At 67.0% G+C, this 19,861-nt stretch carries 20 protein-coding genes; 10 read left to right on the top strand and 10 right to left on the bottom strand.

Translation table 11 applies throughout. The annotated features are described in order from the left end of the window. Positions 1 to 60: 60 nt before the first annotated feature. From ACFWBU_RS06450 to ACFWBU_RS06440, 3 genes are all read right to left on the bottom strand, one after another. Positions 61 to 1,071, bottom strand: a complete 1,011-nt coding sequence (locus ACFWBU_RS06450; protein WP_378527823.1) for a hemolysin family protein — start codon at positions 1,069 to 1,071, stop codon at positions 61 to 63. Next, the gene (locus ACFWBU_RS06445) at positions 1,068 to 2,447 is read right to left on the bottom strand and encodes a hemolysin family protein (protein ID WP_169652171.1); all 1,380 of its coding nucleotides are present in this window, start codon (positions 2,445 to 2,447) and stop codon (positions 1,068 to 1,070) included. The genes ACFWBU_RS06450 and ACFWBU_RS06445 overlap by 4 nt, the downstream gene beginning before the upstream one ends. Before the next feature lie 296 nt (positions 2,448 to 2,743). After that, positions 2,744 to 2,884 (bottom strand): hypothetical protein, encoded by a 141-nt coding sequence (locus tag ACFWBU_RS06440; RefSeq protein WP_169652170.1) that lies wholly within the window; start codon positions 2,882 to 2,884, stop codon positions 2,744 to 2,746. Positions 2,885 to 3,217: 333 nt separating this feature from the next. Here ACFWBU_RS06440 and ACFWBU_RS06435 point away from each other — a divergent pair, with 333 nt between their 5' ends. After that, on the top strand, positions 3,218 to 4,675 hold the full coding sequence (locus ACFWBU_RS06435) for a SulP family inorganic anion transporter (protein WP_169652169.1): 1,458 nt from the start codon (positions 3,218 to 3,220) through the stop codon (positions 4,673 to 4,675). 375 nt (positions 4,676 to 5,050) lie between these two features. On the opposite strand, the gene ACFWBU_RS06430 is transcribed toward ACFWBU_RS06435, so the two are convergent. Then, complete coding sequence (locus tag ACFWBU_RS06430; protein ID WP_169621773.1) at positions 5,051 to 5,305, bottom strand: hypothetical protein; 255 nt, start codon at positions 5,303 to 5,305, stop codon at positions 5,051 to 5,053. Positions 5,306 to 5,454: 149 nt separating this feature from the next. Here ACFWBU_RS06430 and ACFWBU_RS06425 point away from each other — a divergent pair, with 149 nt between their 5' ends. The 3 genes from ACFWBU_RS06425 to ACFWBU_RS06415 all read left to right on the top strand — a co-directional run bounded on the left by ACFWBU_RS06425 (position 5,455) and on the right by ACFWBU_RS06415 (position 7,034). Beyond that, entirely contained in the window at positions 5,455 to 5,946 is a 492-nt protein-coding gene (locus ACFWBU_RS06425) for a hypothetical protein (protein ID WP_367113048.1), read from the top strand. 107 nt (positions 5,947 to 6,053) lie between these two features. Continuing rightward, entirely contained in the window at positions 6,054 to 6,464 is a 411-nt protein-coding gene (locus tag ACFWBU_RS06420; protein WP_169621774.1) for a hypothetical protein, read from the top strand. A 90-nt stretch (positions 6,465 to 6,554) separates the two neighbouring features. Then, positions 6,555 to 7,034 carry a universal stress protein gene (locus tag ACFWBU_RS06415; protein ID WP_169621775.1) on the top strand — a complete coding sequence of 160 codons (480 nt, stop codon included), beginning with the start codon at positions 6,555 to 6,557 and terminating at the stop codon, positions 7,032 to 7,034. On the opposite strand, the gene ACFWBU_RS06410 is transcribed toward ACFWBU_RS06415, so the two are convergent. The 4 genes from ACFWBU_RS06410 to ACFWBU_RS06395 all read right to left on the bottom strand — a co-directional run bounded on the left by ACFWBU_RS06410 (position 6,931) and on the right by ACFWBU_RS06395 (position 9,312). Further along, positions 6,931 to 7,533, bottom strand: coding sequence for a DUF6670 family protein (locus ACFWBU_RS06410; protein ID WP_378527844.1), 603 nt, complete (start codon positions 7,531 to 7,533; stop codon positions 6,931 to 6,933). The genes ACFWBU_RS06415 and ACFWBU_RS06410 overlap by 104 nt on opposite strands. Positions 7,534 to 7,550: 17 nt before the next feature. Continuing rightward, on the bottom strand, positions 7,551 to 8,060 hold the full coding sequence (locus ACFWBU_RS06405; RefSeq protein ID WP_378527822.1) for a DUF6670 family protein: 510 nt from the start codon (positions 8,058 to 8,060) through the stop codon (positions 7,551 to 7,553). Positions 8,061 to 8,095: 35 nt separating this feature from the next. Then, positions 8,096 to 8,620 carry a DinB family protein gene (locus ACFWBU_RS06400; protein WP_296550802.1) on the bottom strand — a complete coding sequence of 175 codons (525 nt, stop codon included), beginning with the start codon at positions 8,618 to 8,620 and terminating at the stop codon, positions 8,096 to 8,098. A gap of 206 nt (positions 8,621 to 8,826) precedes the next feature. Next, on the bottom strand, positions 8,827 to 9,312 hold the full coding sequence (locus ACFWBU_RS06395; protein ID WP_378527821.1) for a hypothetical protein: 486 nt from the start codon (positions 9,310 to 9,312) through the stop codon (positions 8,827 to 8,829). Between the two features lie 106 nt (positions 9,313 to 9,418). On the opposite strand from ACFWBU_RS06395, the gene ACFWBU_RS06390 reads away from it, so the two are divergent. Then, positions 9,419 to 9,772 carry a protease inhibitor I42 family protein gene (locus ACFWBU_RS06390; RefSeq protein WP_169621778.1) on the top strand — a complete coding sequence of 118 codons (354 nt, stop codon included), beginning with the start codon at positions 9,419 to 9,421 and terminating at the stop codon, positions 9,770 to 9,772. Here ACFWBU_RS06390 and ACFWBU_RS06385 read toward each other — a convergent pair. Continuing rightward, positions 9,730 to 10,644 (bottom strand): neutral zinc metallopeptidase, encoded by a 915-nt coding sequence (locus ACFWBU_RS06385; protein ID WP_240952456.1) that lies wholly within the window; start codon positions 10,642 to 10,644, stop codon positions 9,730 to 9,732. The two genes, ACFWBU_RS06390 and ACFWBU_RS06385, sit on opposite strands and share 43 nt — an antisense overlap. A 140-nt stretch (positions 10,645 to 10,784) precedes the next feature. On the opposite strand from ACFWBU_RS06385, the gene aspS reads away from it, so the two are divergent. The 5 genes from aspS to ACFWBU_RS06360 all read left to right on the top strand — a co-directional run bounded on the left by aspS (position 10,785) and on the right by ACFWBU_RS06360 (position 18,172). Further along, positions 10,785 to 12,581: an aspartate--tRNA ligase gene (gene aspS / locus ACFWBU_RS06380; protein WP_169621780.1), complete on the top strand. Its 1,797-nt coding sequence runs from the start codon at positions 10,785 to 10,787 to the stop codon at positions 12,579 to 12,581. A 290-nt stretch (positions 12,582 to 12,871) separates the two neighbouring features. Further along, positions 12,872 to 13,141 carry a DUF4235 domain-containing protein gene (locus ACFWBU_RS06375; RefSeq protein ID WP_169621781.1) on the top strand — a complete coding sequence of 90 codons (270 nt, stop codon included), beginning with the start codon at positions 12,872 to 12,874 and terminating at the stop codon, positions 13,139 to 13,141. Positions 13,142 to 13,309: 168 nt separating this feature from the next. Then, complete coding sequence (locus ACFWBU_RS06370; RefSeq protein WP_378527820.1) at positions 13,310 to 15,865, top strand: circularly permuted type 2 ATP-grasp protein; 2,556 nt, start codon at positions 13,310 to 13,312, stop codon at positions 15,863 to 15,865. Then, positions 15,862 to 16,866: a transglutaminase domain-containing protein gene (locus tag ACFWBU_RS06365; RefSeq protein WP_378527819.1), complete on the top strand. Its 1,005-nt coding sequence runs from the start codon at positions 15,862 to 15,864 to the stop codon at positions 16,864 to 16,866. The genes ACFWBU_RS06370 and ACFWBU_RS06365 overlap by 4 nt, the downstream gene beginning before the upstream one ends. Before the next feature lie 139 nt (positions 16,867 to 17,005). Then, a complete protein-coding gene (locus ACFWBU_RS06360) occupies positions 17,006 to 18,172 on the top strand; it encodes a kinase (protein WP_169621784.1) in 1,167 nt (388 codons plus the stop codon). Between the two features lie 16 nt (positions 18,173 to 18,188). Here the strand turns inward: ACFWBU_RS06360 and ACFWBU_RS06355 are convergent, their stop codons facing one another. Further along, positions 18,189 to 19,802, bottom strand: coding sequence for an alkaline phosphatase D family protein (locus ACFWBU_RS06355; protein ID WP_169621785.1), 1,614 nt, complete (start codon positions 19,800 to 19,802; stop codon positions 18,189 to 18,191). Positions 19,803 to 19,861: the final 59 nt, after the last annotated feature.

Genomic DNA, 19,861 nt, shown 5'->3' with positions numbered 1-19,861 from the left:
GCGCCGGATGTACCGGCGGGGTGGCCCCTGGTTGTGTTCGGGCTCGAGCGCGTGCGCTCGTCAGGCGGGCGCCGCCGCCGTCGGGAGCAACCTGGCGAGGACGTCGGCGAGGGTGATCAAGCCGACCACCCGACCGTCTTCTGTGACCGTCGCCAAATGATTGCGAGTTTCCCGCATGGTGCGCAACGCCTCGTATACAGGCACCGACATGTCGAGAGTCAACGCCGGCCGCATCAGATCCGCAGCGGTGACGTCGGCGTCCGCACGCAGGCTGTCCCGTACGTGCACGACTCCGTCGACAGGGCCGTTGCCGCGCACCAGCAGTCTCAGGTGACCCGTGCGACGGGCCGTCTCCTGGATCTCCGGCGCAGTGGCCTCCGGCCGCACGCTGCTCGGCGGATGGGGAGTAACGATGTCGGCGAGAGTGAGTGCCTCGAGCTCGAGCGCGCTGGTCAGGTGACCGTGGTACCTCTCGTCGAGCGTGCCGACAGTCGCGGAATGCTCCACGAGGTGACGCAGCGCATCCGAATCCTGGCCCGTGCTGACCTGGTCGACCGCATCGACACCGACCTTGCGGAGGCACCAGTTCGCCAGATGGTTCAGCTGGACGATGACCGGCCGGGTCAGCCACATGAAGCCACGCATCGGAATCGCGAGCATCGTCGCCGACTTCTCGGGATGCGCGATGGCCCAGGACTTCGGCGCCATTTCTCCGACGACGAGATGCAAGAACGTCACGACGATCAGCGCGAGGATGAACCCGGCGACATCGGCCAGCCACAGCGGCGCTCCCCACGCCCCGAACAGGGGTGTGAGCCAGTGGTGCACAGCGGGCTTGGTCGTCGCGCCGAGCGCGAGTGTGCACACCGTGATGCCCAGCTGAGATCCTGCGAGCAACACCGACAGTTCCGACGCGCTGCGCAGGGCCGCACGCGCGGACCGGCTGTCCGGTGCCGCGTCTTCGAGCCGGTGGCGGCGCGCGGCGATCAGGGCGAACTCCACGGCAACGAAAAACGCGCTCGCCGCGATCAATCCGACCGTGACGACCACGACAACCCAGGGATTACTCATCGTGTGCCGCCTCCTTGTTCTCGACGGTCACGGTTCTCGAGGGTTACGCGGAGCGAGGCCGGCACATGCTTGTCGATGTCGCGGACCTCCGCCACGAGCATTCGACGTGGTGGCCGTTCCTCGTGGACGAGGTCCGCGGGATCGGGATCGAGTGGGATCTCGACCGTGTCTCCGATCTCGGGCAGGCCACCGAATTCGGTGATGACCAAGCCGGCGAGTGTCTCGTAATCACCTTCGGGCAGTTCGTGTTCGAGGGTGCGGCTCACCTCGTCGAGGTGGGCGTCGCCCCGAATCAGCCAGCCGTCGCCGTCACGCACGATGACCTCGGCCGAGGCCGCCGGATCGTGCTCGTCGGCGATCTCACCGACGAGTTCCTCGGCGATGTCCTCGATCGTGACCACGCCGGCGAAACCGCCGTATTCGTCGATCACCAGCGCCATCTCGTCGTTCGCGGCGGTCAGTTCGGTCAGCACGTCCGGCAACGGCAACGTCGCGGGGACGATGACCGGTGGACGGCACACCGACGCAGCTGTGCCTGTCTGGACATCGGCGTCGAGAAGATCGTGCAGATGTACGACGCCGCGCAGGTCGTCGGACGACGTACCGACCACGGGGTATCGCGTGTGCCCGGTGCTCATCTTCGCGAGGATGTCGCTCACCGGTTCGTCGAGGTCCACGACGTCCACATGTGCGCGCGGGATCATGGAGTGTTCTGCAGTGCGGGTGGGGAAGTCGAGGATGCGGTCGAGAAGCGTCGAGAGTTCCTTCGGGAGTTCGCCCGCGTTGCGGGACTCGGCGACGATGTGCTCGAGGTCGCGGGGTGTCGCGGAATGCTCTACGTCGTGGACGGGTTCGATTCGCAGTGCTCGCAGAAGCAGGTTGGACGAAGCGTCGAACAGCCGGATCAGCCAGCCGAACAGCCTCAGGTAGATCGTCGTCGACAGTGCCAGCCACAGTGCGACCGGTTCCGGCCGTGCGATGGCGAGGTTCTTCGGGACGAGTTCGCCGAAGACCATCTGGATGACTGTCGAGAAAAGGACGGCAAGCACTGTGCCGAACACCACACCGACTGCGGTGGGGATTCCTAGTCCGCCGAATGCTTCTCCGAGCCCGCTACCGATGAGGGGCTCTGCGACGTAACCGACGAGAAGGCCGGTGACGGTGATTCCGAGCTGTGCGCCGGAGAGCATGAAGGAGGTGCGTCGTGTGACGGACAGGGCGCGTGCGGCGGAGGTGTCGCCGCTTTCTGCGCGGGCTTTCAAACGCGACCGGTCTACGGCCATGTAGGCGAATTCCTGGGCTACGAAGTAGCCGGTCACCGCGGTAATGGCCAGAACGACGGCGATACCGAACGCGATTCCGAGGGCGGTCAACACGGGAGGATCCGGGGCTCGGTGACAGGGGGGTCGTCACTGTTGGGCGGGATGGGTCTTCGAGGTTTGCGCTTGGCGCGACTCATGGCTCTCTCTGGTAACTCGCGGACAAAGGGTCTTCACAGGATAAGACGGATATGCCTGCCGCAAAGTTCCCCGTGCGCCGGAAGTGCGATCGTCGGCACACAGGTGCAGTCGTCGTCTCCCCGTGGGGCACGCATCGTCGTGCGGCCTGGGGCACGCATTGTCGCGAAGCGTGGGGCGACCGCACCTGCGGACGTGTGATTTACGTGACGATGTCAGGGGCGCGACGAGAACAACCCTTCGTACTCGGGCGCGGCGGGAGGCGGGCTCTGGGGCACCGATTCGGGCACTGTCTCGTCGTTCGGGTTGCTCGGCTGCAGGAAGAGCGGACCGGTGAACTCGCTGTCGTGGCTCATGCCGTCCTTCTTTCGGACTCGGGCTTTCGGACTCGGGCTTTCGGGAACGGGGCTTCGGAACTCGGGGCGAGGAAACGTCCTCGGCGGTGAGGGTTGCCGGGGCGGGTAGAGAGGGCGCGGGGTCCTGTGACGATCGGGCCCGCCGACGATCACGTGCGCTGGACGTTCAGGTGCGATGACGATCGAGTCCGCTCGGATGTGCTTGTGGAGCACGGGTGTTCATCGGGCTGCGTGGTGCGGGCTACGACCGTGCGCTGCATCACACCCTATATGTCGATGTCGGCTACGGCGACGCGACACGGCGTCCGGACGCGCCGCGCCTAGAATCTTCCGGTGCACACCGTGTCCGACACTCTCCGCTCGCCTCGACGACTCACGACCGAGGTTCTTGCCGGTTTGGTGACGTCGCTGGCGTTGATCCCCGAAGTCGTTTCCTTTGCGGTGATCGCCGGAGTCGACCCGAAGGTCGCGCTCTACACGTCCTGCATCATGGCGATGACCATCGCGTTCGTCGGCGGTCGGCCGGCGATGGTGTCCGCCGCGGCCGGTGCGACTGCATTGGTGATCGCACCCCTCGTCGCCTCGCACGGACTCGACTATCTGATCGCGGCCGTCTGGCTCGCCGGTGCGCTGCAGATCGTGCTCGCCGTCGCCGGAGTCGCGAAACTCATGCGATTCATCCCACGATCGGTGATGATCGGCTTCGTCAATGCCCTGGCGATCCTCATCTTCGCGGCGCAACTGCGACATCTGTTCGGGGTGCCGTGGCTCGTGTATCCGCTGGTCGCGGCGGGGATCGTCATGATCGTGGTCATCCCGAAACTCACGACCGCAGTGCCGGCCGCGCTCATCGCGATCGTCGCACTCACCGGTGTGGTCGTCCTCTTCGGTATCGACGTGCCCGACGTCGCCGATCAGGGCGAGCTGCCCGGGGGCTTTCCCACGTGGATGATTCCCGACGTCCCCTTCACCATGGACACCCTCGCGATCATCGCCCCGTATGCGGTGGGCCTGGCGCTGGTCGGACTCATGGAATCACTGATGACGGCGAAGCTCGTCGACGAGATCACCGACAGTCGTTCCGACAAGACCCGCGAAGCGTGGGGCCAGGGTGTTGCGAACTGGGCGGGTGCGCTCTTCGGTGGCATGGGCGGCTGCGCGATGATCGGCCAGACCATGATCAACGTCAAGGAGGGACGCGCGCGGACCCGGATCTCGACGTTCCTGGCCGGCTTGTTCCTGCTCCTGTTGTGTGTGACGGTCGGCGACGTGGTCGGGGCCATCCCGATGGCTGCGCTCGTGGCGGTGATGCTCGTGATCGCGGTGACCACCCTCGACTGGCACAGCATCGCACCGCGGACGTTGCGCTTGATGCCCCGGAGCGAAACCGTGGTGATGCTGGTGACGGTCGGCGCGACACTGGTCACCGACAATCTCGCGATCGGAGTGGTTTCGGGTGTGCTCACGGCGATGGTCGCGTTCGCTCGGCGCGTCGCGCACATGACCCGGGTGGAGACGGTCGACGAGGGGGAAGGCAGTCGCACCTACCGGGTGTCCGGCGAGCTGTTCTGGGCGTCGAGCAACGACCTGGTGTACCGCTTCGACTATGCGGGCGATCCCGAGCACGTGGTCATCGATCTCACCGATGCGGAGGTATGGGACGCCTCGACCGTGGCGACGTTCGATTCCGTACAGCACAAGTACGCGGAGAAGGGGAAGCGAGTGGAGATCGTCGGACTCGACGGCGTGAGCATGGAGCGCCTCGAGCGCCTGTCGGGAAATCTCGACTGACCCGATCGTTGTCGGAGTACGCGGGGCACGTCACCGACTCCGAAAACCGGACAATCCCCGCAATAACCTTCGCCCCGAGTCGATCTCGCCCCCCAGGCTGCGCAAGCGACGGAATGCGGTAACAATGGGATGCCAGTGGCAGACGTCACTGATACGACCGATGTACACCGCCTGATAGGAGAAGCACCGTGATCGATTTGGCCTTCCTGGCAGATTTCTTCAGCGCCGCCGCGAACCTCTTCGAGGCCCTGAACTTCTTCTCCGGTTCGGCTGAGGCTGCCGGTCTGTAGCGGGCTCGTAGAGCGCAGCGAGGGCCCGTGGGTTCGACCCACGGGCCCTCGCCGTTCCGTCGTCGGTGGGAACCGGTCGTCCGGGTCATCCCCCGAGATGTGCGACCGTCGCCTCCAGGGTGCTCGCCACCAGTTCGAGGTCGGTCTCGGTGTGCTCTCGGTCCTGCGGCAACTGCTGCCGCAGTTCCTCTCCCGTGACGACGACGAATGCTCGACGGCGCTCGTCGGTGTCGGCGGCGTCCACGACGTGGAACCGGCCCTCCTCGAGAACCAGCACGGGGTCCGGAGACGACGAGCTGAGCAGGTCGCGCAGATCATCGGCCGTCAGATGGGTTGACACATCGTCCTCCTGATTCGATGGGCGGGTACTCGTCGCTGCGTACCCGGCAACGCACGCCCTGAATCGGCGACCCGGCGCCGGAACGCCCACGCTGGATCGGTGGGAAACCTGACGTGAGTCGACCCGATCGGCTGCGATACAACTGATTGATGACAGAGACGCGATCGTCGGACTGTGCTGAAGCACAACGCAGGGTTCCTCGGCGGTGGAAGCAGATCGATCCCTCGCGTCGGGGTGTTGTGCTGGCTTGGGTCGCTTTCACTCTGACGTTCGGTGGCGCCCGACTCGTGACGTGGCTGATTCAGGTCGACACCAGCAACCTCGGTGACGTGAGCGCAGGCGGAGTGCACCTGCACCACTATCTGTGGGGGATCGTCCTGCTGGCAGGTGTTGCGATCTTCGGCCTGGTCGACCGGACTCCGAAAGCGCGAGCGTGGATGGGTCTCGCGTTGGGGGTGGCGCTCGCTCTCATCGTCGACGAGGCGGCACTGCTGATCACTCTCGAAGACGTGTACTGGCAATCCGAAGGATGGCCGTCGGTCGCGCTGGCGATCAGTGTGATCGGCATCGTCGGAACGGGACTGGTGCTGACCCGGAGCAGATCCGGAAACAATGGCGGGTCCGGGAATAGTGACGGATAACAACCATCCGACCCAATGGCGGAAACGCGGCCGCATCGCCGCCGCGCCGGTCTACAGTTTCCGAAACTGCCGGCGGACGAGCGGGCAGCGACAGTAACGGAGATCCGATGACTTCCGTATCGCGATACGTCGCCCGAGGTGTTCTCGCAGTGGGATGTGCTGTAGCCGTCGCCCTGGGCGCGGCGGGGACCGCTGCCGCCGACGAATGGCCGCCGATGCCCGATTATCCCACGCCGTTCGTGCCGTTCGAGACGAAGAACTTCCTCACCCCGACCGACCCGGGCTACTGGAATCCGCTCGACGCACGGGAGCGGCTCACGTCGCCTTTCGGGACCTCCACGCGAATCGTGTGCACCGCATTCCACGGCGTGACGTACGACTGCTGGCAGGCCGACGAGCACGGAAACCCGCACAAGCTCGTGAAATTGCCCGCGAACATACCCAGCGTGACCGGCAGTTCCATGCCGGGCGGAGGAAACAGCCATTACGTCTATCCGGGGTTCATCCCCGGCATCTGACGCACGCCTGCACCAGGCGGATGCGTTCGCCTGCGGTCGCGTACGGCATTCGATTACGGTCGAAGGACCGCGACGAAGGGCAGCCGCACGATGACCTCGAGCAACGAGTCTCCGCGAGTGGTGGTGGGAGTCGACGGGTCCGAATCGTCGATCAATGCTCTCCGATGGGCAGCGCGACTCGCGTCCGGCCTCGGCGCGGGCATCGACGCCGTAACTGCGTGGGAGCTTCCGAACACCTACGGATTCGTGGCGTATCCCGAGGACTACCGCCCCGACGTGGACGCGGCGAGCGTGCTCGGGACGGCTCTGACCGATGCGTTCGGAGAGAACCGTCCACCGGGTCTACGCGAGCGCGTCGCCAAAGGGAATCCGGCTCAGGTCCTGACCGAGGCGAGCCACGACGCAACCATGGTCGTGGTGGGCAGCAGGGGACACGGGGGATTCGCCGGACTGCTACTCGGTTCGGTCAGTTCGTATGTCGCCGAACATGCGGCGTGTCCCGTACTGGTGATTCGGCGAGGCGCCCGCGGCCTGGAAGAGCCCGTCGATCCGGCGACCGCCGATCGATGAACTCGAAATAACCTCGTCCGGAGACCTCGGCTCCTCGCCACACCGCCCTGTATGCGAACCCGGTGACGAATCCGCTGCCGAGACCGAACGTGAACTCGGTATCCATGGTCGCGTGCAGATCCAGCCACGCGTGTCCGTCGGCGTCCACGACGACGAATCGGGTCTCGGCCGGTACCTGCATCGGGACTCCGTACGGCGTCGGTTCGGGTGAGTCACGCAGTCGCACCACCTCGAACGAGACGTTCTCGAAACGGGTGCCGTACCTGTCGCGGGACCGGTGCAGCGCGGTGGTCATGAACGGGACTCCGCCGAGGGAGTACCGGCTCAGCAGGATCTGGTTGTCGGCATCGAGATTGACGATCTGGTACACGAAGTAGTCGAGCGGTGCCTTGAGTGCCGCGGGTAGTGGACGGTCGCGCAAGAGATACGGGCTGGGGCAGGCCCCGTATTCGAAGGAACACAACCCGTTCACCTCCGCGGTGGTCCCGCGATGGGTGATCGTCCCGTCGTACTCGGTCAGTAGCCCGAAGTGCTTGTAGACCGGGTTGTGTCGGTATTGGTGAGGCGCAAAGCGATATCGACGCCGCCGAGTCGACCGGCAAGCCGGTACTCCGGGTAGCTGCCGGTCAGCGTCAGGTCGTCACCGAACCGGACGAGTGAGCCGTCCGGTTCGGCAACGAAGGTGTCGCCGAATGCATAGTTGCCGAAGTGCGCGGGATGGGACGCCGCGGTCCCGGCCACCAGCGCCGCGTTGCGGCGAGGACTCCCGGCGATCGCGTCGTCGTTGTCGAATGCGACGGATCCCGTCGCGCCCACCAGGGACATCATCGAGAAGAACCGGTGCGGCTCCGGGAGATCCGGAATCATGACTCCGAAATGTGTCCATCCGTACCGGCGGGACCGCAGATGCGGCAGGAGGATTTCCGGTTCCGAGAAGGGTTGTCCGTCCGATGATTCGGCCGAATCGGCGATGCGGAGTGCAGAGCGCAGAATGCTCCGGATACCGGTGGACGCGATGCGATGCATGGCCGGGATACTGCCACGTGGATGAACGGGCAGCGTCAGGACACTGCGGCTCGCAGCAACCGCAACTGGCCGATTTCTGCGACGTTCTTCATCAACTCGGCGTCCACCCACGCGATCATGTGGGCGACGGTCTTGTCGGGGTCGTCCGGCCACGGGAACGGCGCGGGGGCGTCGAGATCGGCGTCACCGAGGGTGTCCAACAGGGCCGTCCACTCGTCGCGCAGGCCACGCAGCCAAGCGATCGCCGACGCACCGTCGCCCGGCCACCGGATCTCGGTGCGCTCGCGGGGAGTCCGGCCACGGGCATGGTCGATCGTCACCGACCACCACCAGCCCAGGTGCCAGGTGAGCCAGCCGATCGTCGGTACCGGCGCGGGGTCGGGCTCGGATTCGTCGAAGTCCGATACCCATTCGCCGTCGTCGCCGCGGCGCACCGACCAGCACAGCGGCGCGGGTTCCCACAGGAAGTCGCCGGGTTGCAACTGTCCGAGGTGCAGTTCGAACAGCGACCAGGTGAGGTCGAACTGCCAGCGCAGCACATCGAGTCGGGGCGAGGACATCGGCTCATCGTAGGGTGGCCGCGGTCCGTGGCGCAGCACCCGACCCGCGAAAGTGAGGCCGGCGACCGAAGCGGCGAAGTCCATCCCGGGGATTTTCCCAGGGGGCGGACCGCCGGTTCGGTCGCCGGGCACGATTGCCGGTCTCGCTCAGGCACGTCCGTGCGCGCGGATCACAGACCGGATCCGGAAAGTCCTGTGATGGGGGATCACCAGGGAAGGGTGTCGGGTGTGCTCGTGGCGGGGGCGTCGAGAAGCTTGTCGAGCCACAGCACCGCTTCGACGAGCATCTCGAGACGGCTCATCCAGTCCATGCCCAATCCGACGGGACCCAGTTTCACACGCGCTTCGGAAGCGCCACCGGCGAGCACGTCGGCGACGGCCTTCATGACGCTCGATTCAGGTTCTTCGAGGCTGCTGAGGTCGACCTCTGCGCCGCCCGTGGTGCGGATCGTGAGAGCGACACCCTCGTCGCCGCGTAGTCCCGGTCCGAGCTTGCTCACCAGAACGTCTGCGATGCTGCTGACGACCCACCGGTAGACGCCGTTGTAGGGAGGCGGGTGCGAATCGGTGCTCGAGATGAGCGCGCCGACGGCCTCGGTCAGTTCGTTGTAGGCCTTGCCGTCCGCGAGGGCGAGCAGATACCCGCCGACCTCCGCGTCCGTACGTGTGATGCCGAGTGATTCGTCGTTCATCTCGGTCGGGTGCCCGCGAGAGTGCGTTGCCACACATCCGGTTCCGGAACCGGTAGTACTCGCGAGAACAGTGGTCTGCGTCACAAGGACCTCGTACGCTGAGATCATGAAGCACATCAGCACCGGCCCGCACGATGTGACCGTCGATGTCGGGGACATGGTCGAACTGCACTTGAAGGAGAACACTTCCCGCGACTACTGCTGGTTCACCAACCGGGTGGGTGCGGGGCTGGTGCTGCACGACGTCCGGTGCGTGCCCTCCGAAAATCCGTTTCCCGGGGCGTCGATCGACCGGATCTTCTACCTCAAGGCACGGCGTCCCGGGCGCTGGCCGGTGTCACTGCGCATGCGGCGGCTGGCCGACCTCGACGCCGATCGCGCACAGATGACGGTGACGGTGCGCAACGGCGTCTCCGGTCAGCGCAACGCGTCCGGGGAATCCAAGTCGCGCGCCGAGTAGGTGTCGCACGCGTCGACCTGTCCGGTGCGGTAACCGGCGAGGAACCATTTCTGGCGCTGCTCCGACGAACCGTGGGTCCACGCTTCGGGGTTGACGCGACCCGACGCGGCGGACTGGATCCGATCGTCACCCACAGCCGACGCCGCCGACAGGGCGTCGCGGATGTCGGTGTCGCTGAGTGGCGACAGGAACGGCTGCCCGGTGTTCGGATCCGGCATCGTGTCCGCGTAGTACGCCCATACCCCTGCGTAGCAGTCGGCCTGCAATTCGGTGCGCACCGCACCGGACTCCGGCCCGCGCGGGTCTGCCTGCGCACGTCCGAGGTCACCGAGCTGGTTCTGGATGTGATGCCCGACTTCGTGTGCGACCACGTACTCCTGCGCGAGTGGTCCGGCACTGGCGCCGAAGCGGGTGACGAGGTCGTCGAAGAAACTGGTATCGAAATATGCCGTCTCATCGGCCGGGCAGTAGAAGGGGCCGATATCGCTGGTGGCATTGCCGCAGCCTGTCGAGGTCGCGCCGGCGAAGAGCACGACCTCGGGTTGCACGTACGGCACTCCGGTCTGCTGAGCGAGATTCTCATCCCACACGAGATCGAGGCTCCCCACCGTGCCCACGATGCGGCAGTCGACCTTCGCGTTGAAGTCGGCGCCCGTCTCGCATCCTTCGACGGTGCCGCCTGCCCCGTACCCGGTGGACTCGCCGGGGTCGCCGGAGCCGAGCAGCGACCCGGGATCTCCACCGAACAGCAGCGCGAGGATCAGGATCAGGATGCCGCCGGTGCCGCCGCCGAGCGCGATCTTGCCGCCGCGTCCGCCGCCCCCGGTACGGACTCGGCCCGGGTTCATCCGTGCGCCCTCGTTGAAGGTCATCGCATCGCTCTCTCGTCGCAGTGCCCAGAAGTCGCACAAGCTTGTCACGAGGCGATTCGGCATGCGTGTGCCCGCCCTGTTCTTGTCTTTCGTAGGATTACACCCGACGAACCCGTCGCTGTCGTTTCGAAAGGACTTCCGTGCTGCGCACCCATCTCGCCGGCTCGTTGCGAGCCGAGCACGCCGAGCAGACTGTCACCCTCACCGGTTGGGTCGCTCGGCGCCGCGACCACGGCGGGGTCATCTTCATCGACCTGCGCGATGCGTCGGGGGTGGCGCAGGTGGTCTTCCGCGACCCGGGAGTGCTCGAACAGGCGCACCGTCTGCGCGCCGAATACTGCGTCAAGGTCACCGGCGTGGTCGAGATGCGGCCCGAGGGAAACCAGAACTTCGAGATTCCCACCGGCGCCATCGAGGTCAATGCCACCGAACTCGAGGTGCTGAACGAGTCCGCTCCGCTGCCGTTCCAGCTCGACGACCAGGCAGGCGAGGAAGCCCGCCTCAAGTACCGCTACCTCGACCTGCGACGGGAAGGCCCGGGCAAGGCCATCCGGCTGCGCAGCAAGGTCAACGCCGCCGCACGGGCAGTGCTGGCCCAGCACGAGTTCGTCGAGGTCGAGACCCCCACGCTGACGCGCTCCACGCCCGAGGGCGCCCGTGACTTCCTGGTACCCGCCCGCCTGCAGCCCGGGAACTTCTACGCACTGCCGCAGTCCCCGCAGCTGTTCAAGCAGCTGCTCATGGTCGGCGGCATCGAGCGGTACTACCAGATCGCCCGCTGTTACCGCGACGAAGATTTCCGTGCGGACCGGCAGCCCGAGTTCACCCAGCTCGACATCGAGATGGCGTTCGTGACGCAGGACGATGTCATCCTGCTCGCCGAAGACGTGCTCGAAGCACTGTGGCGTCTCGTCGGCTACGAGATCCGGACGCCGATCCCGCGGATGACGTACGCGGATGCGATGCGTCGTTTCGGGTCGGACAAGCCCGACCTTCGATTCGGGATCGAACTGGTCGAGTGCAAGGAATTCTTCAAGGACACCACCTTCCGGGTCTTCCAGGCCGAGTACGTCGGTGCGGTCGTCATGGAAGGTGGCGCGAGCCAGCCGCGACGCCAGCTCGACGCGTGGCAGGAATGGGCCAAGCAGCGCGGGGCCAAGGGTCTGGCGTACGTGCTGGTGGGGGAGGACGGGGAACTCACCGGTCCGGTTGCCAAGAACCTCACCGACACCGAGCGCGCCGGACTCGCGGCACACGTGGGCGCGAAGCCGGGCGATTGCATCTTCTTCGCCGCCGGCGCCACCAAGCCGATGCGTGCACTCCTCGGCGCGGCACGCGGGGAGATCGCCCGCAAGCTCGACCTGATCGATCCGAACGCGTGGGCGTTCGTGTGGATCGTCGACGCGCCGCTGTTCGAACCGGCCGCAGACGCGACGGCGAGCGGCGATGTGGCACTGGGGCATTCGGCGTGGACGGCGGTGCACCACGCCTTCACCTCGCCCAAGCCCGAATTCATGGACACGTTCGACACCGACCCCGGATCGGCGCTTGCGTACGCGTACGACATCGTGTGCAACGGCAACGAGATCGGCGGCGGTTCGATCCGTATCCACCGTCCCGACATCCAGGAACGCGTGTTCAAGGTGATGGGCATCTCGGAGGAGGAGGCGAACGAGAAGTTCGGCTTCCTTCTCGACGCGTTCAAGTACGGCGCGCCCCCGCACGGCGGCATCGCCTTCGGCTGGGATCGCATCACCGCTCTGCTCGCCGGGATGGATTCGATCCGCGAGGTCATTGCGTTCCCGAAGTCGGGTGGGGGAGTCGATCCGCTCACGGACGCTCCGGGGCCCATCACTCCGGAGCAGCGTAAGGAGTCGGGTATCGATTACAAGCCCGAACCCGAAGCGGACAAGGCTGCACCTCCCGCCAAGAGCTGATTCGGCTACCGGCTGATCCGGCTGGGTCGAGGCCGCACGTCCTGAGGGGCGTGCGGCCTCCGCTTTCTCTGGGGGGCAGTTTTCCTCTGACCGGCGGAGTTCGAATCGGACGGAAGTCCTAGAAATACCGAATCCAACGCCGACTCGAAACCCCGCCACGAACCCGCCGCTCACAATGCGAGCGCTCTCGGCGTCGTCGTGCTCGCCGTTTGCGCCCCGGAGCAGGCGGGTACCTCGGTCGGGAGATCGCGGTGCCACCGTCGGCACCGCACCGGAGGAGGAACCTGCACATGCCCGACGCAAGCGTGATGATGTACAAGCCCCTTGCCCTGGCGGCGAGTGTCGGGGGAGGTGTGCTCGCGGGAGCGGTCTTCCAGCAGGTGTGGAAGCGAGTGGGGCAGAATCGCCCGAAGCCGGAACCACAAGACCTGTCACAGAGCACCCGCGACGTGCTCATCGCAGCCGCGTTGCAGGGCCTGATCTTCGGCATGGTGAAAGCCGGCGTGGACCGCGCAACCGCGAAGAGCTTCAGCAAGGTCACCCACAAGTCGCCGGCATAGTCACCTTCGGTCCGGAGCAGTGACGTGCGGCACCCCGCACGCCGCCGGGTCCGCCGCGAATACACGTTGAGCAACTCCACCTGGCAGAGTTGACCCGTCGCCGGTGCGACGGTCGAGCGAGTCGTGAACGACGGTGCGCCGACGGAAAGATCGAGAGGGCGGCGCTTCATGCACGACGTGGCCGAGGCGGATCCGGTCGGGGAGTACGACACCCCGTTCAGTCCGCAGTACGACGAGCTACACACCGCTTCCGGTGAGATCCGGGAGCACTGGAGCGAACTCGCCGGGGTGCTCGAGGGCCGCTCGCCCGCGGTGCTCGAGCGCTACCGGCGACGTGTACGCACCCTGGTCGACAATCACGGCATCACCTACAACCCGGTCGACTCGGTGGGCCCGGACGGAGAACCGACCGGCCCGGTGCGCTGGGAAGTAGACGCCTTACCCCTGGTTCTCGCCGCAGACGACTGGGCGGTCCTCGAACGAGGGCTCGTGCAGAGATCGCGCGTGCTCGACGCACTGCTGGCAGACCTGTACGGCCCGCAGCGCACACTCACCACGGGCTTGCTGCCTCCGGAGTTGGTCTTCGGCCATCCCGGATACCTGCGAGCGGCTCACGGAGTCACTCTTCCGGGGCCGCATCAACTCTTCATCCACGCGGTGGATGTGGCGCGGCATCGCGACGGTAGCTTCCGTGCGATCCGCGACCACACCCAGGCGCCGTCCGGTCTCGGCTACGCGATGGCGGATCGTCGGGTCGTCGCCCATGCGATGCCGGAGATCTACACCACCGCCGGCCCGCGGCCCCTCGCACCGTTCGGTCACGCGCTCAGGCTCGCGCTGCGCGATGTCGCGCCCAGCGGTGTCGAGGACCCGTTCGTGGTGGTGCTCAGTCCGGGTGCGCAATCCGAAACAGCCTTCGACCAAGCGCATCTCGCGAGCGTGCTGGGCGTGCCGCTCGTCGAGTCGGCCGACCTGACCGTGCGGGAGGGGAGGCTGTGGATGCGTTCGCTGGGGTCGCTGACCCGCGTCGACGTGGTGATGAGGCGCATCGACGCCGACTACGCCGACCCGCTCGACCTCCGGCGTGATTCGAGGCTGGGCGTGGTCGGACTCGTGGAAGTCGTTCGTCGCGGTGGAGTGTCACTGGTCAACCCGCTGGGCAGCGGAGTCCTCGAAAACCCCGCGCTCGCGGGATACCTTCGACCACTCGCCCGGGCGCTGCTCGACGAGGACCTCCTGCTCGAATCGGAGGAGACCCATTGGGGCGGAACCGCCTCCGGACTCTCGGAACTCACCTCGCGCCTTCCCGATCTGGTCTTGCGCTCCACCGTCACCGCGGAAACCGTTGTCGGTGAAACCTTGACCGCCGCGGAGCGGGAGGAATTGCTCGCCCGCATGAAGGCGCAACCGGGCAACTGGGTGGCGCAGGAACGTGTCGAGTACTCCCACGCGCCCAGCCTCGACGGAACGGCCGTGACGGCGTCTCCCGTGAGTCTTCGGTTGTTCACCGTTGCGCAGCGCGTCGGATACACGCCGATGCCCGGCGGACTGTGTGAGGTGCTGGTACCGGGCGCCGCGCCGGAAACCGAACCGCGAGTGGCGGCGAAGGATGTCTGGGTACGGACTGTCGCGGGTGGCGCCACCACCGACGCGGCGGGCTCTACCGCTCCGGAATCGCTGCCGCGCTTCGCGGCGCCTTCCACCGAGGTGGTGGCCTCGCCGCGCGTGCTCAACGACATGTTCTGGATCGGCCGCTACGGCGAGCGCGCGGAAGATACGGCGCGACTGCTCGTTTCGATGAGGGAGCGTTACCAGGACTACCGGAACCGGCCGTGGCTCGAGGGCAGCGACTGCTTGCCTGTTCTGCTCGGCACACTTGTCGCGACCTCACAGCTCAGCGAGGGTGTCGCGATGGTGGACGACCATCGCAACGTCGTGGCGGAGTTCCGCGCCCTCACCGTGGATCGTGCGCGGCCGGGCTCGCTCGCGCAGTCGTTCGGTGGGCTCGAGCGCGCTGCCCGCGCCGTGCGCGACCAGCTCTCGCACGACACCTGGACGGTCCTGGCCGACGTGCAGCGCGCCCTCGACGACCTCGCGGTCGATCCGGAAGACGACGGCGCGCAGCTCGGCGCGACCCAGTCGGCGGTGCTCAACGGCATGCTCGCCCTGTCCGGCCTCGGCGCGGAATCGATGGTGCGCGATCTGGGCTGGTACGTGATGGACATCGGCAAACGCCTCGAGCGGGGCCTGGCGCTGGTGTCGCTGCTGTCCTCGACCCTGACCCGCGAGCACACCCGGCCCACCGAACGCGCGCTCATGGAGTCGGTGCTCGCCGCGGCGGAGAGTTCGGTGACGTTCCGGCGACGCAACACCACGGTGCGGGTCGCCGCCGTCGCCCAGCTGCTCCTGTTCGATCCGGGTAATCCGCGCTCGCTCGCGTACCTCCTCGACCGGCTGCGCGAGAACCTGGTGGCATTGCCGCACTCGTCGGGCTCGTCCCTGCCGGAACGGCTCGTCGACGAACTCCTCGCGACATTGCGCCGCTGCGACCCGTCCGACCTCGAGACCGTCACCGACGGTGTCCGGGCGGAGTTCGCGCGCCTGCTCGACTCCACCCACGCCGGGCTGACGGAACTCGCCGTCGTCTTGATGAAGGGACCGCTGTCGTTGCCCGGCGGAACCCGGCCCCTGTGGGGCGGCACAGAGCGGAGGGACCTGCCATGACAGTCGCCGACGGATCCAGCGAGCCCGGTGTGCGGCGGTACCGCATCACGCACCGCACCACCTACCGCTATTCGGGCGCGGTGACCTCCTCCTACGGACGCGGATACCTGCTTCCCCGCGAAACCGACCGGCAGCAGGTGCTCTCCAGTGAGGTCACCGTGAGTCCCGCGCCGGCGGACATGTCCACCGGCGCGGACCTGTGGGGCAACCGCGACCTGTTCTTCCACGTCACCGACACGCACGAGGTGCTCGAAGTGGTGGGACGCTCCGAGGTCGCGGTCTCACCTCCGCACCCGGGGCGGTTGCGGACGCCGGCGTGTCTGGCGCCGTGGGAGACGGCCCGCCCGGCCGGCCCCGCCGGTGCGCTGGCCGTCGACTTCGTACTCGACGTGCATCCGCCGGAGGTCGACGACGACGTGCGTGCCTACGCCGAGAAGACGTTCACGGCCGGGCGGCCGATCGCCGAGGCGATCGTCGACCTGACACACCGGATCTTCACGGACTTCACCTACCGGTCGGGGTCGACATCCGTGTCCACCCGCGTTGCGGAAGTGCTGGCGGCCGGATCGGGTGTGTGTCAGGACTTCGCGCGCCTGGCGATCGCCTGCCTGCGCTCCCAGGGGCTCGCAGCACGCTACGTCTCCGGATATCTCGCGACCGACCCGCCGCCCGGGAAGGAACGCATGGTCGGGGTGGACGCGACGCATGCGTGGGCGTCGGTGTGGCTACCGGACGGCACGTGGCTGGACTTCGACCCCACGAACGATCAACTCGGCGACGAGCGGTACACGACCGTGGCGTGGGGACGTGACTACGCGGATGTGTCGCCGTTGCGGGGCGTGATCTATACGGAAGCGCAGGACAGCACGATCGAGGTATCGGTCGATGTCGCGCCGATCGACGAAGAATTCTCCGCTGCGGGAGGACGTTCCGATCAGGGCGATCGAAACCCCGTGGACATCGGCAACACCTCCGCGGGCACCCGGTCGTCGATCTCGTGAGATACCCGATGTGCTGCCCGGACGGTGCAGGTCAGGACAAAGCGGATGTGCCCTCGCGCGCGTGACCATCGAAGGTCCTGAGTGACCGAGGTCTTCTGCGAGCCCATTTAGTGACCGGGAACCTGTAGATTGGTTCGTGATGACTGCAACATTGGCGGACCCCGTGTCAGAGGTAGTGCAGGCAGCCGAGCAGCTGCTCACTCGTCGTACCGGGGCGCCGGTCAAACTGGCGGATCCCGTCGACCTCGGGGGCAGTGGCAGGTCGGTCGTTCTCCGGGTGCGGGTCGCCGCGAACCCCTTCTCGTTGCCGCGCACACTCGTGCTCAAGCAGGTGCCGCCGTCGCGCGGTGCCGGCCACGTCGACCTCCACGGTTCCGCGACAGACGAGCAGATCGCGTTCCTGCGCGAAGCGGTCTCCTACCAGTTCGCGACCGCCCTCGCCAAGGACCACCGTCCCGGTGCGGAACTGCTCGCGTACGACTTCGCGACCCGGTTGCTCGTCCTGAGCGATCTCGGCGACGCGACCCCTCTCGCGACCCTGATGCGCAGTGGTGACAGCGAGACCGTCGGCAACACGCTCATGGCGCTTGCGCAGGCTCTCGGCCGGATGCACGCCGCGACCGTGGGACGAGAAGAGGACTTCGCGGCGTTGCTGCGCCGCGCGGACGTCTCGCATGTCGCCGACACGGTGTCCGAACAGGCGATCGACGCAGTGCGCGGTGTGCCCGAACTGCTGGGTACCGATTTCGGTCTCACCGTGCCCGATTCGGTCCGGGAACGGGCCGAACGCGCCGCAAAGCTGTTCACCGGCGGTCGTCACCGGGCCTTCAGCCCGTCGGACCTGTGCCCGGACAACATCGTCGTCGGCGACGACGGCGTGCAGTTCCTCGACTACGAGTGGGGAGGCTTCCGGGACGCGACCCTCGATATCGCATTCGCCCTGACGTCCTTCCCCCTGTGCGTGTGTGCCGTTCCCATGACCGTGGAGCGGATGCGGGCGATGGCCGACGCGTGGCGCGCCGAGGTCGTCGGCATGTGGCCGCACCTGGCCTACGACGAAGTGCTGGCCGAACGCCTTCTGGACGCGCTGCTGGCGTGCGTCTGGCTCAGCACCCATCTCTTCCTGCCCGAGGACCACGCCCGGATCGCCTCGGTACGCGAGCACGAACTGTCGGTGCCGCGAATCGAAGCACTGCGTTCCCGCTGGATGCTGCTCGCCGATTTCGCGGCCGACACCGGCCACGACGACGTCGCCGGACATGCGCGCGAGGTGCTCGAACAGCTCGAGGCACGCGAAGCGGCCTGACGCCCACCAGTCCGGGTCACACCGGCGGTACGGGTTCGACGCATGCGGTGCCGTTCAGCACACGGAAGCCCGCTGCTCGTCGTGCGCCGGTCGACGGGTCGGTACGGTCGCCGAGGAAGAACCATTCCATCTGCACCGCATCCGGGGTCACCTCGAGCACCCCGAAGCCGTGCGAGTCCAGTTCGACGAACCGAACGTGCCGGTTGGTCGACCGCACGACCTCCTCCAGCGCCGGTGATGCCGTGCGCGGCGGGACCCCCAGCAACTCGTCGATGTTGGCCGACGTCACCGACGGCACCACGAACTCGGTGGCGACGGTGCCCGCACCCGGATAGGCGGCCGGATCGGCGGGAATGTCCATCGCCCACGACGTGTGGATATCGCCCGTGAGGAACACGACATTGCGTCGTCCCGCACCGCTGATCGCGTCGAGCAGACGCCGACGGTCGGCCGGGTACCCGTCCCACTGGTCGGTGCTGAACGGCACCCCGTTCGACGGCGCACCGAGCAGTGCGGTGAGCGCACCGGTCGTGCGCACGTCGAGGGGAGGGAGCAGGAGCGGTGCGAACATCACGGAGTTGCCGACGAGCTGCCATCGAGTCGGAGAACTCGTCAGGCCCGCGGTGAGCCAGGCCATCTGGTCCTTGCCCGTGATGGTGCGGCCGGGCTCGTCGACAGTCTTCCCGTCTACCGGCCGAGCCTGCTCGGAACGGTACGTGCGCAGATCGAGCATCGACAGTTCGGCGAGGTCACCGAACCGGAGCCGCCGGTACAGACGATCGCCTTCCCTCCGGACCGGCATCCATTCGTAGTAGGCCCGGACCGACGCGGCCTTGCGCGCGGCCCAGTCGCCCTCGGTCGCCGGGTCGTGGTTCTCGGCACCGCCCGACCACGCGTCGTTCGCGGACTCGTGGTCGTCCCACACCACGATCCACGGCACGAGGGCGTGTAGCCGCTGCAGATCGGGGTCGGTCTTGTACTGGCCGTGCCGCATCCGGTAATCGGCGGTGGTGACGATCTCGTGCGACGGACGATGCGCCCGTACTTCGGATCCCGTCGAAACGGGGAACTCGCCGGCCGCGTACTCGTACAGATAGTCGCCCAGATGCACCATCGCGTCCAGGTCGCCGCGTGCGGCGAGATGCCGGTACGACGCGAAGTAGCCACCCTCCCAGTCCGCGCAGGACACGACGCCCAACCGGAGACGCTCGACGTGCGCGTCGGCGGCCGGTGCGGTGTGTGTGCGCCCGGTGGGGGAGACGGCCCCGCCGGCGAGGAAGCGATAGTAGTACTCCGTGTCGGCGGCCAGGCCTGTCGCATCGACCTTCACGGTGTGGTCCGCGTCGGCTGTCGTCGACACCGATCCCGAGGCCACCGTGTCGGAGAAGTCGGCGTCCCGGGCGATCTCCCACTGCACCGTGGTCGCGGGGCCCACGCCCGAGCCGGGGACCGCATCGGGTGTGGGAGTGATGCGGGTCCAGAGGACGATCGCGTCGGGAAGCGGGTCACCGGAAGCCACGCCGTGTGCGAAGACAGGCGGAGCCGCCGACGCGCCGGGAGCGGTCGCCGCGGCCAGGGCAGACGTGCCGGCGACCACCGCGCCGGCTCGCAGGAGTGTTCGACGCGTCACACGAAGTAGGGGCACGGCGTCGATCTGACCATGCCGAGGGTCCCGATTCAGGGCAAACG

Origin of the sequence: Rhodococcus sp. NPDC060084 (genome assembly GCF_042730335.1) — a bacterium.
Lineage (GTDB): Bacteria > Actinomycetota > Actinomycetes > Mycobacteriales > Mycobacteriaceae > Rhodococcus.
This window is presented reverse-complemented; position numbering and strand designations above follow the sequence as displayed.